Source organism: Rhodococcus sp. 66b (assembly GCF_002076325.1).
GTDB classification, from domain to species: Bacteria; Actinomycetota; Actinomycetes; order Mycobacteriales; family Mycobacteriaceae; genus Rhodococcus_F; species Rhodococcus_F erythropolis.
This window is the reverse complement of the sequence record NZ_MUZB01000002.1, coordinates 131,770-145,852: the sequence shown is the minus strand read 5'-3', so window position 1 is coordinate 145,852 and position 14,083 is coordinate 131,770. Positions and strand designations below refer to the sequence as shown.

The 14,083-nt window shown below is 61.8% G+C and carries 13 protein-coding genes; 4 read left to right on the top strand and 9 right to left on the bottom strand.

The features are described from left to right. Nucleotides 1-81: 81 nt before the first annotated feature. The 6 genes from lpdA to B0E55_RS03635 all read right to left on the bottom strand — a co-directional run bounded on the left by lpdA (nt 82) and on the right by B0E55_RS03635 (nt 6,317). Nucleotides 82-1,479 carry a dihydrolipoyl dehydrogenase gene (gene lpdA, locus B0E55_RS03660; RefSeq protein ID WP_080909113.1) on the bottom strand — a complete coding sequence of 466 codons (1,398 nt, stop codon included), beginning with the start codon at nt 1,477-1,479 and terminating at the stop codon, nt 82-84. 6 nt (nt 1,480-1,485) lie between these two features. After that, entirely contained in the window at nt 1,486-3,003 is a 1,518-nt protein-coding gene (locus B0E55_RS03655; protein WP_080909112.1) for a 2-oxo acid dehydrogenase subunit E2, read from the bottom strand. 2 nt (nt 3,004-3,005) lie between these two features. After that, a complete protein-coding gene (locus tag B0E55_RS03650) occupies nt 3,006-4,055 on the bottom strand; it encodes an alpha-ketoacid dehydrogenase subunit beta (RefSeq protein WP_019744899.1) in 1,050 nt (349 codons plus the stop codon). A 10-nt stretch (nt 4,056-4,065) separates the two neighbouring features. Then, nucleotides 4,066-4,989, bottom strand: coding sequence for a thiamine pyrophosphate-dependent dehydrogenase E1 component subunit alpha (locus B0E55_RS03645; protein ID WP_044479496.1), 924 nt, complete (start codon nt 4,987-4,989; stop codon nt 4,066-4,068). Nucleotides 4,990-5,225: 236 nt separating this feature from the next. Next, nucleotides 5,226-5,687, bottom strand: a complete 462-nt coding sequence (locus tag B0E55_RS03640; protein WP_020970474.1) for an RNA polymerase sigma factor SigD — start codon at nt 5,685-5,687, stop codon at nt 5,226-5,228. 63 nt (nt 5,688-5,750) lie between these two features. Continuing rightward, complete coding sequence (locus B0E55_RS03635) at nt 5,751-6,317, bottom strand: hypothetical protein (RefSeq protein WP_020970475.1); 567 nt, start codon at nt 6,315-6,317, stop codon at nt 5,751-5,753. A gap of 256 nt (nt 6,318-6,573) precedes the next feature. Here B0E55_RS03635 and B0E55_RS03630 point away from each other — a divergent pair, with 256 nt between their 5' ends. Genes B0E55_RS03630 through B0E55_RS03615 form a run of 4 tightly spaced genes read left to right on the top strand, consistent with a single transcriptional unit; the run spans nt 6,574 to nt 9,750 of the window. Continuing rightward, nucleotides 6,574-7,230 carry a hypothetical protein gene (locus B0E55_RS03630; RefSeq protein WP_020970476.1) on the top strand — a complete coding sequence of 219 codons (657 nt, stop codon included), beginning with the start codon at nt 6,574-6,576 and terminating at the stop codon, nt 7,228-7,230. Next, nucleotides 7,223-7,786: a hypothetical protein gene (locus B0E55_RS03625; protein ID WP_020970477.1), complete on the top strand. Its 564-nt coding sequence runs from the start codon at nt 7,223-7,225 to the stop codon at nt 7,784-7,786. The genes B0E55_RS03630 and B0E55_RS03625 overlap by 8 nt, the downstream gene beginning before the upstream one ends. Nucleotides 7,787-7,798: 12 nt before the next feature. Continuing rightward, nucleotides 7,799-8,476: a response regulator transcription factor gene (locus B0E55_RS03620; RefSeq protein WP_020908777.1), complete on the top strand. Its 678-nt coding sequence runs from the start codon at nt 7,799-7,801 to the stop codon at nt 8,474-8,476. Then, nucleotides 8,473-9,750 carry a sensor histidine kinase gene (locus B0E55_RS03615; protein ID WP_080909111.1) on the top strand — a complete coding sequence of 426 codons (1,278 nt, stop codon included), beginning with the start codon at nt 8,473-8,475 and terminating at the stop codon, nt 9,748-9,750. The genes B0E55_RS03620 and B0E55_RS03615 overlap by 4 nt, the downstream gene beginning before the upstream one ends. A 64-nt stretch (nt 9,751-9,814) precedes the next feature. Here B0E55_RS03615 and B0E55_RS03610 read toward each other — a convergent pair whose 3' ends face one another. From B0E55_RS03610 to B0E55_RS03600, 3 genes are all read right to left on the bottom strand, one after another. After that, nucleotides 9,815-11,530, bottom strand: a complete 1,716-nt coding sequence (locus B0E55_RS03610) for a glycerol-3-phosphate dehydrogenase/oxidase (RefSeq protein ID WP_019744907.1) — start codon at nt 11,528-11,530, stop codon at nt 9,815-9,817. Between the two features lie 48 nt (nt 11,531-11,578). After that, nucleotides 11,579-13,087, bottom strand: coding sequence for a glycerol kinase GlpK (gene glpK / locus B0E55_RS03605; protein WP_020970480.1), 1,509 nt, complete (start codon nt 13,085-13,087; stop codon nt 11,579-11,581). A 65-nt stretch (nt 13,088-13,152) separates the two neighbouring features. Beyond that, nucleotides 13,153-13,983 (bottom strand): MIP/aquaporin family protein, encoded by an 831-nt coding sequence (locus tag B0E55_RS03600; RefSeq protein WP_021345269.1) that lies wholly within the window; start codon nt 13,981-13,983, stop codon nt 13,153-13,155. Nucleotides 13,984-14,083: the final 100 nt, after the last annotated feature.

The window sequence follows — 14,083 nt, the reverse complement described above, 5'->3', positions numbered from 1 at the left end:
ATCGAAAGCGAGCGTTGCACCCGGTTGCAGAGTTGTCCGCGTGCGTGAACGTAGGACGGCGTTCACGCACGCGGACTGTGCTCATGCGTTGAGGGGTCTCCCCAGCGCCGAGAGCACAGACTCGTGCATTGCCTCCGAGAGCGTCGGATGAGCAAACACGACCTCGGCGAGATCATCGCCGGTGGCTTCGAGGGATCGGGCGATACCGAAACCCTGGATCTGCTCGGTCACATCCGGACCGACCATGTGCGCGCCGAGCAGTTCCCCGGTATCGGCGTCGAAGATCGTCTTGACGAAGCCTTCGGCCTCGCCGATCGCCAATGCCTTGCCGTTCGCCTGCAGGTCGAAGTGTCCGACCCGCAGCGTGCGACCAGTACCGGTGCACTGCTTCTCCGTCAGACCCAGACTCGCCACCTGCGGGCGGGCATACGTGCATCCCGGAACGTAGTCGCGATCGAGCGGATGAACATCGGGCACGCCTGCCAGCTTTTCGACGCACAGGACAGCTTCGTGACTTGCCTTGTGCGCCAAACATGGAGCGCCCGCGACGTCACCGATCGCGTAGATCCCGAAGGCACTGGTACGGCACCACTGGTCGGTGACGATCGCACCGCGCTCGATCTCGATGCCCAGAGCCTCCAACCCCAGATCCTCGACGTTGCCGGTGATCCCGGCAGCCACCAATACCCGGTCCACGGTCACCGCCTGGACACCGTCGCTCGTCTGCACGTTCACTTCGACGGTGTCGGCGCCGACGGTCACCGCCGACACCGAGGCTCCGGTGTGAATCGTGATGCCACGCTTCTCGAACTGCCTGCGAACGAACGCCGAAATCTCTTCGTCCTCCACCGGCATGATGTGTGGTGCCATCTCGACGATGGTCACCTCGGTGCCGAGATCGCGGTACAGGCTGGCGAATTCGACTCCGATCGCGCCGGACCCGATCACGAGCAGCGACTTCGGTAGTTCCTTCGGGACGAGTGCGTCGAAATATGTCCACACCCGATCACCGTCGGGGGCAACCCCGGGAATCGAACGCGGCCGGGCGCCGGTTGCAATGATCACGTGGTCGGCTCGATAGGTATGACCTTCCACGGACACGACGCCCTTGTCCACCAACTTCGCGGTGCCTGAGATGACGTCTACGCCATTCTTCTTCATCAGATAGGCAACACCGCCGGACAATTTCTCCGAAACCCCTCGGCTGAACGACACCAACTTCGAGATGTCGAACTGGACAGACGCCGAACTGAATCCGTATTTGTCGAGTTCGCTCAAGGTATGCGCGACGTCCGCGCCGTGAAGCATCGCTTTGGTGGGGATACAACCCCAGTTGAGGCAGATGCCGCCGAGGCGATCACGTTCTACCAGCGCAACGTTCAACCCCAACTGGGCGGCCCGGATCGCCGCCACGTAACCACCGGGGCCACCACCGATGACAAGAACGTCGTACTTCTTCGACGTATTGCTTTCCACCACAGCCCCTTACACCAACATCAGCGCGGGAGAAGCGACAAAGCGCTGGAGTTCCCGAAGGAAGGTCGCGCCCAAGGCTCCGTCGATCACCCGGTGATCGCACGAGAGGGTCACGGTCATCACGGTCCGGACGGAAACACTGTCGCCGACCACCACGGCCCGCTTCTCCCCCGCACCTACGGCGAGGATCGCTCCCTGGGGCGGGTTGATGATCGCGTCGAATGCCTTGATCCCGAACATGCCGAGGTTGGACACCGTGAACGTTCCGCCTTGGAATTCTTCGGGACGGAGTTTGCCGGTCTTCGCCTTGGTGGCCAACGAGAGCACCTCACCGGAGATGTCCGCCAACGACTTGGTGTTCGCACTACGCACGATGGGCGTGATCAGTCCGGTCGGAAGTGCAACTGCCACCGAGACATCCGCCGACGCGAATCGAAGAACCGATTCGTTCGCGGCATCGAACTGGACGTTCACGTCCGGCACCTTCATCAGCGCAGCCGCGCAGGCCTTCACGATGAAGTCGTTGACCGACAGCTTGACCGCCGGGACAGTCGAATTGATCTCCTTGCGCAGAGTGAGGAGCGCATCGAGCTCGAGATCCGCCGTGAGCCGGAAATGGGGAGCCTGCTGCTTGGACGCCTGCAACCTGCCCGCGATTGCCGATCGCATGGGCGTGAACGGAATTGTGTCGTACTCGGGTTCGACGGCAATGGTTCCCGTCTGAGCCGCCGCTTCTGGCAGGAGCTGCGCGGAACGAGCGGCGTCGTGCACGTCGGCGACGCAGACGCGTCCCCGCGAGCCTGTCGGACGGCAATCGTGCAGGTTTACGCCCAGCGATCGGGCAGTTCTGCGTGCGACCGGGGTGGCAGGCACGGCACTGTCGTCGGCGGTTGATCGCAGCGGGAGGCCGGATCTCGTGGCCGGCGCTACTGTCGCAACAGTGCCACCGGCGTCACGAATCGCGTCGTCGATGTCTCGGACACTGATCCGCCCGAGTGGGCCGGTACCCACTACGGCGGCGAGATCGATTCCGAGCGCTTCGGCACGTCGGAGTGCTCGAGGACTCGCAAACACGTCGCTCTGCGTCGTGCCCTGCAGAACACTCGGTACGACGGTGGAACCGGTTGGTGCAGGTTTCGCTGCAACAACCACCTTCGCAGCGGGCGTAGCCGTAGGTGTCGCGGGAGCCTCCGGTTCGGCAGCTGGTGACGGTGCCGGCTCTTCCGCCGGCGCGGTTGCGCCGCGAGCGGCGAGGAACTGCTCGATCTCCGCATCCGTCGTGGACGCATCGGCGGACACACCGATCACGGCACCGACGGGCAGAGTCTGCCCCGGTATGCCGACGATCTTGCGGAGAACACCGTCGAACGGCGCCTCCAGCTCGTTGGTGATCTTGCTGGTCTCGATCTCACAGATCAACTGGCCCTTGGTGAACGAGTCACCTTCCTCGATGAGCCACGCGTTGACCAACCCCTCCTCCATGGAGAGCCCCCATTTGGGGATGTCGATAGCTTTGATGTCAGCCATGATCAGGCTCTCACCAGCTTGCGAACCGACTCTTCGATGCGCGCAGCGTCAGGCAGCCAGGCAGTTTCGAGGGTCGGTGAGAACGGAACCGGAGTATGTGGCGGCGTGATCAGTTCGATCGGCGCTTTCAGGTAGTTGAATCCCTTGGTGGCGATCAGCGCGGCCACGTCGTGCCCGAAACCGCAGCGGGCGGCGGATTCGTCGACGATCACGACGCGTCCGGTCGATGCGACGGATTCGAGGATGCCGTCCTCGTCCAATGGTGAGACGGTACGAGGATCGACAACCTCGACCGAAATACCCTCGGCGGCCAGCTTGTCCGCTACGTCATTGGCGCGGTTCACCATTGCGGACAAAGCGATGATCGTGACGTCGTCGCCCTGCCTGGTGTAGTTGGCGACGCCGAACGGAATCGCGTACGGCTCGTCCGGCACCTCGCCCTTGAGGTCGTAGAGCACCTTGTGCTCGCAGAACACAACAGGATCGTCGTCCCGAATAGCCTGGATGAGAAGGCCTTTGGCGTCGTAGGCGTTGGACGGAGCGACCACTTTCAGGCCAGGCACCGCAGCAAACACGTTGTACGGAGACTGAGAGTGCTGCGCAGCGGCGGAGAAGCCGGCGCCGATCATTCCTCGCACCACCAGCGGAGTTCTGGCTTTGCCACCGAACATGTAGCGGAACTTGGCAGCCTGGTTGTAGAGCGCGTCGTAGGAGACTCCGAAGAAGTCCATGAACATCAGCTCGGCGACCGGCCTCAGTCCGGTCAGTGCGGCTCCGGCAGCCATTCCGATGATCGCGGATTCGGTGATCGGGGTATCGATTACACGCTCCGATCCGAACTCCGTCCACAATCCCTTGGTGACACCCAGGACACCGCCGAATGCCTCGATCTTCTTCGTCTCCAGATCGGGATTGGTACCGGCATGCCCACCGCGTACGTCCTCACCGATCAGGACGACGCTCGGATCTCGTTGCATTTCTTGAGCGATGGCCTCTTTGACGGCCTCGCGGTAGGTCTTCTTCGACACGTTTGTGGCTTCCACGCTTGTCATCTCGGGCTCCTCAGTACGACACGTAGACATCGGTCAGCAGATTTTCGACTGGTGGGTACGCTGCGGCGCGCGCCTTCGCCACCGCCTCGTCCACCAGCACTCGCGACTGCTCGTCCACCGCGTCCAGATCAGCGGTGCTGACCTTCTTCGCATCCACACTGCTACGGAAATTCTTGAGCGGATCCTTGGTTTCCCGTAGTTGCGCAACCTGTTCCGCCGTGCGATACAGCTGCGCGTCACCCTCGAAGTGGCCGTGCCAACGGAATGCGGCCGCCTCGATCGTGGTGGGGCCACCGCCGGTCCTGGCTCGCTCGGATGCTTCCGCCATCGCGTCGTAGACCGCGAAGAAGTCGGTGCCGTCCACCTTGACGGCAGGCATTCCGAAGGATGCAGCGCGGGCGGCGATGTCGGGTGCGCCCACCGCGTAGTCGGTTCCTGTTGCTTCACCGAATCCGTTGTTCTCGATCACGAAGACGATCGGAAGATCCAGCACCACAGCCATGTTCATCGCCTCGAAGACGGTTCCCTGGTTGGATCCACCGTCTCCCGTGAACGACGCTGCGATGACGCCGTTTCGAAGTGTCTTGCCACTCAGTGCAGCGCCGATCGCCAACGACGGTGCTCCGCCGACAATCGCATTGGCACCCAGCATTCCCACGGACAGGTCGGCGATGTGCATCGACCCACCCTTACCGCGGCACAAGCCGTCGTCCTTGCCGAAGATCTCGGCCATCATGCCGTTCAGATCGCAGCCCTTGGCGATGCAGTGCCCGTGACCGCGGTGAGTGGATCCGATGTAGTCGGCGTCGCTCAGGTTCTCGCACACTCCCACCGCGATGGCTTCCTGGCCCGAGTAGAGGTGAATGAAGCCGGGGATGTCACCGGTTGCATTCTCTTCGTGCAATCGATCCTCGAACGCGCGGATGCGCGACATCTTCTCGTACGCCTTCAGCAATGCATCCCGGTCCAGCCCTGAATGAGGCTTGGCCCCGGTCTTTTTCGATCCTGACGTTGCCGGCTTCTGCGCCGTCCGTTGAACCACCGTCACACTCCTCGTTCTCGATCACTCGTCGCCATGCAGTGTCGTGTAGGTCACGGGCGAAGAGAAAGAGTTGCGTGAGGTTGCCGGGAGTTGCGAAGGGTTGCAGCTGTTGACTTTCGAGCGTTGACTCAGGCGCCGCTGAGGCTGCCGCGTCTGATCTTGGACAGCGCGCGGTGTTGTACGAGTTCGACGGCGCTCGTTGTTGTTCTCAGTGACAGCGCCGTCTCGCGCACGTCGAAACCGACAACGATGCGAGCTACCAAGACATTGCGTTCGACGGCCGACAGATCGCCGAACGGCAGAGTGAGTCGACTGGATGCGGGTAGCGAATCGATTTCGCGACTGATCGCGTCGTACAGATGCGCGAGGAACGCTTCTCCGGCGCGGCGTCGTCGCTGGATATCGGCCAGGACGGAACCGCAAATGCCGACGGCAATACGGTCAGCGTCGACCGGTCGCAATTCGGCACGACAGCGCCGCGTCACCAGAGGCACGATGCGTTGAAGGAGTTCCGCAATCGCGTCACGATCCCCTCGGGACGCATCGTCGGCAACACCGTCGATCGAACGTCCACCTGCCCTGCTTGTCATTCCGATCTCCCCCTGGTTCCACCCTTGGTCGAATTCCCGACTACTGCTCAGGTTTCGAGCTCGCTAGGGGCGTATCGGCTCGGGGCAGATCCCGGTTTGTTCCCCGATGATGTTGATCTCGGCGTTGGAACGAGGGTCAGCGCCGTAGTTGATCTGGTCAGTGCACTTCTCGGGGGGTTCGACGGCACCGGATGGGAGCGGGGCCGGGCATGAACCCATCTGCTCTCCGATGCTGTTGATCTCTGCATTCGAACGAGGATCGCCCGCATAGTTGATCTGATCGGTGCACTTGGTCGACCCGGTAGCCGGACCAGGGGCCGCAGGGGCAACTGTGCTGGCCGAGACCGGCGTCCAGGCCGGTGCTGCTCCACCCGCCGGGACTCCCGGGGTGGATTCGTCCGCGCTGCCGGCCGAATTCGAATTTTCGACTGTCTCCGACGTAGGTGCCACCGTGGTCAGCGGGGGTGTGGTCGCGGACGCCGCGACCACTGACGTAGCCGTCGAACCGTTTTCAGGTGCAGTGGTGTCTTCACTCGAACACGCGGTCATGGCGCACGCGCTTCCGATCGTCAGTACGGCAAGGAACACTCGCAGGCGCCGAGACTTGTTGGTCAGCAAAACATCAGGCATGTGCTCTCACGCTCCTCGATACAGAAATTCGGGTCCGTTCACCTCAAATGGCGAACATCGACGTGACTCACTCTAAAAGCCTGATTCCATCGGTTTCGTAACAGAATTCCGGCGGTCGCGTACCAACTCTCAACGGTCCCGACATTCATACGATTACGTAACGGTGGGTGGCGAAACGCCGATATCGAGATCACGTGTGATCCTATGAAAAGTGCGCATGCCGATGAGACAGTTCGCACCGGCCGGGGAGGGGAAAGTGTTGTATCGGAATGAGATCTGCGAGGGCCGAACAGGCCGCACTCGCAGGCTGTTCGGTACGGCACTCGCGACAGCGGCCGTCGGAGCGTCCGTGATCACCGGATGCGGGTCCACCCAGGGTGTTGTGATCGAAGGCGATGTCGCTTCCACCGGATTGTCCGTCACACAGCCCGCCGACCTGGCCAGACGGGTTGCCGAGAATTCGAGGCTGGGCCGTGCGCTTCTCGACGACCCCGGGGTGTCGGAAGGCGTGAAGACAGAACTCCGATCGTGCCCTGATTGGTATCCGATCTCTGTCGGATCCATCCTTCTCGATCCAGGCGCACCTCGTATCGTGCCGGAGACCGAACTGGTCGTCATGAATGTGTATCCGTGCCAACCTGCCCACCAACCCGGGACCGGAGTATCGATTTCGGTCAACCTCGCCGGCTACGTCTACCGCAGCGGCAAGGCCGGTTCGAGTGAAGACAATCCCGAACTGGGTGAGCGCCTGTTCTCCGTCGAAGAGCGCGGAAAATTCATCGTCAGCGGTCAGCGCGCCGCGAGTTTGTCTGTCCTGGAAACGGATCCGCGACCACCGGAGTTCGAATGTTGCCCGCGTCCGCCGCTGCGAACCGAGTTCCACTGGGATGGAACGGAGTTCATCCGTGATTGATCGCCGTCGCCGCGCGATGCTCGCCGGTCTTTGCCTGCCGGTCGCGTTTGCTCTCGCCTCCTGTTCCACCGAGCCTGAATCAGAACCCACTCCGAATATCGCAGCATCACTCGACCCCTCGGATCTCTCACAGGGCTTGAGCATCGATCCTGTTGCCCTCCTCAGAGCAGACCCGGAAGTGTCCGATGCGGTCAAGGACAGTCTCCGACTGTGCGGGGATGCGAACTTCCCCTTCGAAATCCGGTACTCCCACGTGACGGACGCCGTTTGGCAAGATGCCGTCGTCAATGTCTTCACCTGCGAGTCTGTCGGCATCTGGGGACGACCGGCCCCACCGGTCAGCTTCATGGTCGCCGGATTCGTCTACCAGATCGACGAGTCGGGCGCTCACAAAGTCTTCGGAGTGCAAGACCCAGGACGCTACGTCGTCGGCTCAACCGGAGGATTGTCGGTCATGGTCGACCTGTGCAAAGACCCCGGCATTCCGGAGTTCTGTCAATCGTCGACTGCATACAAGTGGACCGGTGAAGGGTTTGAGAGTGTTCCGTTCCCATGAAAGCGAAGGCCGATGACCGATCCGTTGATTTTGCTGGTCGAAGACGACGCTGTCATCCGCGAAGCAACGCAATTGAATCTCGAACGCAACGGGTTTCGGGTGATCACCGCATCGGGTGGGTTGACTGGAATGGATTTGGCGGTCGACGCCAAGCCGGATATCGCCGTCCTCGACGTGATGCTTCCCGACCTGAACGGAATCAGCCTGTGCCGACGCATTCGTGAGGAACTGTCGGTGCCGGTCATCATGCTGTCCGCGCGCGACGACCCGGTCGACATCGTTCTCGGATTGGAAGCCGGTGCCGACGACTACGTCACCAAGCCCTTCGACAGCGGTGTCCTGGTGGCCCGTATCCGAAGTGTGCTCCGGCGGGTCGAATCCCATTCCGGTACGGAGAAAGACATCGTGACTCTCGGCGATCTGGAGATCGATCGCGAGTTGGTGACCGTCACGCGTTCGGGCGCCGAAGTGGCACTCACCCCCACTGAAATGAAGCTGCTCCTGATCATGGTGAGTGTGCCGCGCAAAGTCTGGTCTCGCTCCGAACTGCTCTCGGACGTCTGGGATTACGACTGGGGCGGCGATACGCGCATCGTCGACGTTCACATTCAGCGATTGCGCACGAAGATCGGCTCCGAACAGATCCGAACCGTCCGGGGGTTCGGCTACACGATGGACAACCATCGGTGAGATCGCGGGATCTCGCCGCCAAGCTCCCGTCCACCGGGAGGCGGTTGTCGTTTCAGTGGAAGATCGCGGCGGCCATCACGTTCGTGATTGCCGTCGCCTCGATCACGCTCAGTACCGTGATGCATCAAACCTTTTCACACAACCAAGAGGATGCAGCGCGGGCGGCAGCTGATCGCAATCTCCAACTGGTGCTGCAGGACGAAACGGGCAGCATGCGTGCGCTGTTCCGCGCCACCACAGATGGTCTCGACGTTCCGGAAGAGTTGCGTCAGGCCGTGGCGGGCGGCAAACGTGCCACCTACCTTGTCAACAGCGGGGACCAGCCATTTGTCTGGGCTGCTGCCGACGTCAACACTCAGGTGGTGGCGATTCGCGTCCCGTACACCGCGCAGCGGGAATCGATCGCCAGCGTCGATCGGACACTTCGCAACGCCACCATCGCAGTGATCGCAGCGGGTGCCGTCCTGGGTGTGCTGCTTGGACTCGCGATGTCGTACCGATTGCGCTCGGCCGCCCGTGCGGCTCGCAAAGTGTCCACCGGAGCGAACATCCGCGTCCGCTCGGTCACCTGGTCGCTTTTCGACGACGAGATCACCGAGCTGGCGGATGCGGTCGACGCAATGTCGGATGCGCTGCGGGGACAATTGGACGCCGAGAAGCGCGTGACAGCCAACATCGCGCATGATCTCAGAACACCCATCTCCGGACTGGTCGGCGCCGCAGAGCTTCTGCCGCCAGGTAGGCCTACCGAATTAGTGCGCGACGGCGTCCATAAACTCAGGAGGCTTGCCGAGGACGTCATCGAAGTGGCCCGCCTCGACACCACGTCCGAGCAGGCTGACATCCAATCGGTGGAACTGGCACCGGTGGTTCACCACGCGATTTCCACCACCGGGGTGGAGTGCGAAGTGAGAGTTCACCGGACGCCTGTGTCGTACACCGACGCACGTCGGCTCGAGCGGATCATCGCCAACCTGATCTTGAATGCACAAAATCACGGAAAGCCGCCGATCAATGTCGACGTCGACCACTCCCGCATCACGGTGCGGGATCGGGGCAGCGGGTTCACTGAAGAGTGGCTTCGTCAGGGGCCGAAGAGATTTCAGACCGATTGCGTCGAACGCGGCCCGAACTCGGGCCTGGGCCTCGGCTTGACGATCGTAGTCGGGCAAGCGGCGGTCATCGGCGCTCGTATCAACTTCTCGAACCATCCGAACGGCGGCGCTGTGGTGACGATCGACCTCCCCGAATGCCCGTCAGACGAGTTCGATTGACACCGAGCCAGTTCGGCCGATCGGCCGGGACGCAGAGCCCCGGCCGATCAGTGGTGTCTCAGGTTCAAACCTGTCCGACAGTGACTCCGGTGCGAACGTCCGGTGCACCAAGGCGCGCCGCATCAGCGGTCAGGTCATCGGGCTGCTCCTGCGATTCCCGCTCGGCTGCAACACGCAACCGGTAGTGTTCGATCTCCTCGGCAATGTGCTCCGGAGTCCAACCCAGCACCGGCGCAACCAGTTCGGCTACTTCCGCGGCTGCCGCGTCGCCGCGGTCGGTCACCTCGATGGAGATGCGGGTACGACGGGTGAGGATGTCGTCGAGATGCTGCGCACCCTCGTGACTCGCGGCGTAGTGAATCTCCGCCCTGAGGTACTCAGGGGCGGAGTCCAACGGCTGCCCCAGTTCAGGCCTCGCCTCGATGAGTTCGAACAACTCGTCAGCCAAAGTGCCGTACCGCCCGAGTAGGTGCTCGATGGTCGAAACGTGGAGCCCGGTGCGCTCAGCGGTGAGATGCCGATTGTTGTGTGCGGCAAAATAGCCATCGGCACCCACCAGCTGGATACGCTCGGTGCAGGACTTCGGCACCTTCTGTTCGAGTCCGTGTACCGCGGAATCGACTGCGTCCTTGGCCATCACGCGGTAGGTCGTGTACTTGCCACCGGCGACCACCGTCAACCCTCGAACCGGACTCGACACCGCGTGCTCACGCGAGAGAGTGCTGGTCGAGTCCGATTCGCCGAACAACAACGGACGCAGTCCCGCGTACACACCGACAACGTCCTCGTGCGTCAACTCGTCCTGGAGCAGCTTGTTGACATGTCCGAGGATGTAGTCGATATCGCTTCGGCTCGCTGCCGGATGCGCGAGGTCGAGGTTCCAGTCGGTGTCCGTCGTACCGATGATCCAGTGGCTTCCCCACGGGATCACGAACAGCAGACTCTTCTCGGTCCGCGTGATGATTCCGGTAGAGGAGTTGATGCGGTTTCGCGGGACGACCAGGTGCACACCTTTCGAAGCGCGAACCTGGAATTGCCCTCGCCCACCGACCATTTCCTGGATCTCGTCGGTCCAGACCCCGGCGGCGTTGATGACCTGACGAGCACGGATCTCGAACGCGCGACCCGTTTCCAGATCCACTGCCTTCACTCCGACAACGCGGTCCTCCTCACGGAGAAAACCGATTACGCGGGTGCTGTTGACGCACAGTGCGCCGTATTCGGCTGCTGTGCGCGCCAGCATCATCGTGTGGCGGGCGTCATCCACCTGGCCCTCGTAGAACTTGACCGAACCCCTGATAGCAGAGCGCTTTCCGGAAGGGAACGACTCGAGAGTCTTCTTCTTTCCCACATGCTTGTGGTGTGAGGGAACCCCGCGGCCTGCGCCCATCACGTCGTAGACGCCGATGCCCAGACCGACGTACGGCCGGTCGATCAGCTTCTCGAGCGGGTAGATGAACGGCACCGGCTTCGCGAGATGCGGGCACAGCGAGTTCAGAACGAGCGACCGCTCACGCAGTGCCTCGAACACGAGCGCAAAATTGAACTGCTCCAGGTAACGCAGTCCGCCGTGGAACAACTTGCTGGACCTGCTCGAGGTTCCGGACGCGAAGTCACGAGCCTCCACCAAGCCCACCTTCAGACCACGAGTTGCGGCATCGAGCGCGCTACCCGCGCCGACCACGCCACCGCCGATGACCAGGACGTCGAGTTCGGTTTCTTCCAACTTCTTCAGCGACTCCGCCCGCGAGGACGGACTCAATGCTTGTGCTGTGCTCATGAAAAGGGTTCCTTCACTTGAAAATAGGTAGAAATTCGGGCGCCGCTATCAGTCTGCGTCGACCCAGTCGAGTGTCCGAGTGACGGCTTTCTGCCAGCCTGCGTACAGCCGCTCACGCTCGGCCGAATCCATCGACGGCGTCCAGCTCTTGTCCTTCGCCCAGTTGCTGCGAATGTCGTCCTCGCTCTCCCAGTACCCGACCGCGAGACCAGCGGCGTACGCAGCGCCCAATGCCGTGGTCTCCGCAACGACAGGGCGGATCACCTCGACGTCGAGCAGATCGGCCTGGAATTGCATGAGGAGTTCGTTCGCGACCATTCCGCCGTCGACCTTGAGTACCTTCAAGTCGACACCCGAGTCGAGGTTCATCGCCTCGATCACCTCACGGCTCTGGTACGCAGTCGCTTCGAGTACCGCCCGGGCAAGGTGCCCCTTGTTCACGAACCGGGTCAGACCGACGATGGCACCGCGGGCATCCGCGCGCCAGTGCGGTGCGAACAGACCCGAGAACGCAGGCACGAAGTACGCGCCACCGTTGTCGTCCACAGAGCGCGCGTTGACCTCGATGTCGGCCGCGTTGTCGATCATGCCGAGGTTGTCCCGAAGCCACTGGACCAGCGAACCGGTCACGGCGATCGATCCTTCCAGCGCGTAAACCGTTGGCTGCTCACCGATCTTGTAACAGACCGTAGTCAACAAACCGTTCTTGCTCATCACCTTTTCGGTGCCGGTGTTGAGGAGCACGAAGTTGCCGGTTCCGTAGGTGTTCTTCGCTTCTCCGGGTGAGAGGCAGGCCTGACCGAAAGTCGCTGCTTGCTGATCGCCGAGGATTCCGGCGATCGGGACGCCGGACAACGTTCCGCGTTCGCGTACGAATCCGAAGGTTTCGGACGAGCTGCGAATCTCGGGGAGCATCGATTCGGGGATGCCCATGTCGGCGCAGATCGCCGAATCCCAAGCGAGAGTGTCGAGATCCATCAACAGGGTGCGCGACGCATTGGTGGGGTCGGTTGCGTGCACTCCGCCGTCGACGCCGCCGGTCATGTTCCACAGCACCCAGGTGTCCATCGTGCCGAAGCACAACTCTCCTGCGTCGGCCTTCTCACGCGCACCCTCGACGTTGTCGAGAATCCACTTGACCTTGGGACCCGAGAAGTACGTGGCCAACGGCAATCCGGTGACTTCGGTGTACTTCTTCGGCCCGTCCTCGCCGGCGAGTGCAGTACAGATTCGATCGGTGCGTGTGTCCTGCCAGACAATTGCGTTGTAGACGGGTTTTCCGGTGGCGCGTTCCCACACCACCGCTGTCTCACGCTGATTGGTGATGCCGACGGACGCGATATCGGCCGCGGTCAGGTCTGCGTTTGCCAAAGCGCCCGCGGTGACGTTGCGGACGTTGTCCCAAATTTCGATCGGATCGTGTTCGACCCAGCCTGCCTGCGGAAAGATCTGTGTGTGCTCGTGCTGTTCGACAGCGACTACGTGCCCACTGTGATCGAAGATCATGCAACGTGTGGAGGTGGTTCCCTGGTCTATCGCGGCTACGAACTGCGTCATCGTGCTACCCCTTTGGTATCGAAAGAAAGTACGAGAGATTGACTGTCAGAGATAATGTTTCGCGGTCACGCCGGTATCGACGCCGGCTCTTCGGTCGCTTCCTCCGCCGACTCGTCGTCAGGCAGGAATCTTCCAACCAGCTTGTCGTAGAGAAACACTCCGATCGGAGCGCCGATCAGGGGTCCCACGATGGGCACCCAGAAATACAAGCTCCCGTACTGATCTCGCCAGGCGCTGCCGTAGCCGGTGATGAAGGACGCCAGTCGTGGCCCGAAGTCGCGCGCCGGGTTGATGGCGTACCCCGCGTTGGTCGCCCAGGCGAATCCGATTCCCACCACGATCAATCCGACGACAAACGGCGCGAGATTCGCGAGCGGCGGAGTTCCACGAGAATCGGTGACTGCAACGATGAGGAACAACAGGATGGCGGTGCCGATGATCTGATCGATCAGAGCCGAGCCGAGACTGACCGGAAGCGTTCCGTTTCCGGGCATCGTCGAGAAGATCGTCTGGGTGGCGGTTGTGTGTCCGGGATCGATCGCATTGAGCATGTCGTTGTAATTCCACCGGACTATCAACGCGGCGACAAAGGCTCCAGCGGTCTGCGCCAGGGTGTACGGCAGCACCTTGCGCCAGGAGAATCCCCGGAAGATCGCGAAGGCGAAGGTCACTGCGGGGTTCAGATGAGCACCCGTCACCCGGCCTGCGACATAGATGCCGAACATGACGCCGAGTCCCCAGGCCCACGCAATACTGTCGTGTCCGCCGAGACCCCCACCGCTCCCGCCGGACACAACCTGCGCCACAACTCCGACGCCGAACAAGATCAAGATCATCGTTCCGGCGAACTCGGCTGCCAACTCGCCTGGAAGCCCCAATCGCTTGGCTTTCTCCATCCCCACCCTCACTTCGTTGTGATGCATGTCATAGTTTGGATTGCTGCACCCGTAGCGTAAAGCCCATTGCACATTCACACATAACTCGTGCACATATGTG

Excerpts from the sequence above, each read along its gene's own strand:
- B0E55_RS03645 (WP_044479496.1), bottom strand. The coding sequence starts at position 4,989 with ATGTCGCGCATCCGCGCGTTCGAGGATCGATTGCACGAAGAGAATGCA.
- glpK (WP_020970480.1), bottom strand. The coding sequence starts at position 13,087 with ATGACGCAGTTCGTAGCCGCGATAGACCAGGGAACCACCTCCACACGT.
- B0E55_RS03635 (WP_020970475.1), bottom strand. The coding sequence starts at position 6,317 with ATGCCTGATGTTTTGCTGACCAACAAGTCTCGGCGCCTGCGAGTGTTC.
- B0E55_RS03655 (WP_080909112.1), bottom strand. The coding sequence starts at position 3,003 with ATGGCTGACATCAAAGCTATCGACATCCCCAAATGGGGGCTCTCCATG.
- B0E55_RS03650 (WP_019744899.1), bottom strand. The coding sequence starts at position 4,055 with ATGACAAGCGTGGAAGCCACAAACGTGTCGAAGAAGACCTACCGCGAG.
- B0E55_RS03600 (WP_021345269.1), bottom strand. The coding sequence starts at position 13,983 with ATGGAGAAAGCCAAGCGATTGGGGCTTCCAGGCGAGTTGGCAGCCGAG.
- B0E55_RS03620 (WP_020908777.1), top strand. The coding sequence starts at position 7,799 with ATGACCGATCCGTTGATTTTGCTGGTCGAAGACGACGCTGTCATCCGC.
- B0E55_RS03640 (WP_020970474.1), bottom strand. The coding sequence starts at position 5,687 with ATGACAAGCAGGGCAGGTGGACGTTCGATCGACGGTGTTGCCGACGAT.
- B0E55_RS03610 (WP_019744907.1), bottom strand. The coding sequence starts at position 11,530 with ATGAGCACAGCACAAGCATTGAGTCCGTCCTCGCGGGCGGAGTCGCTG.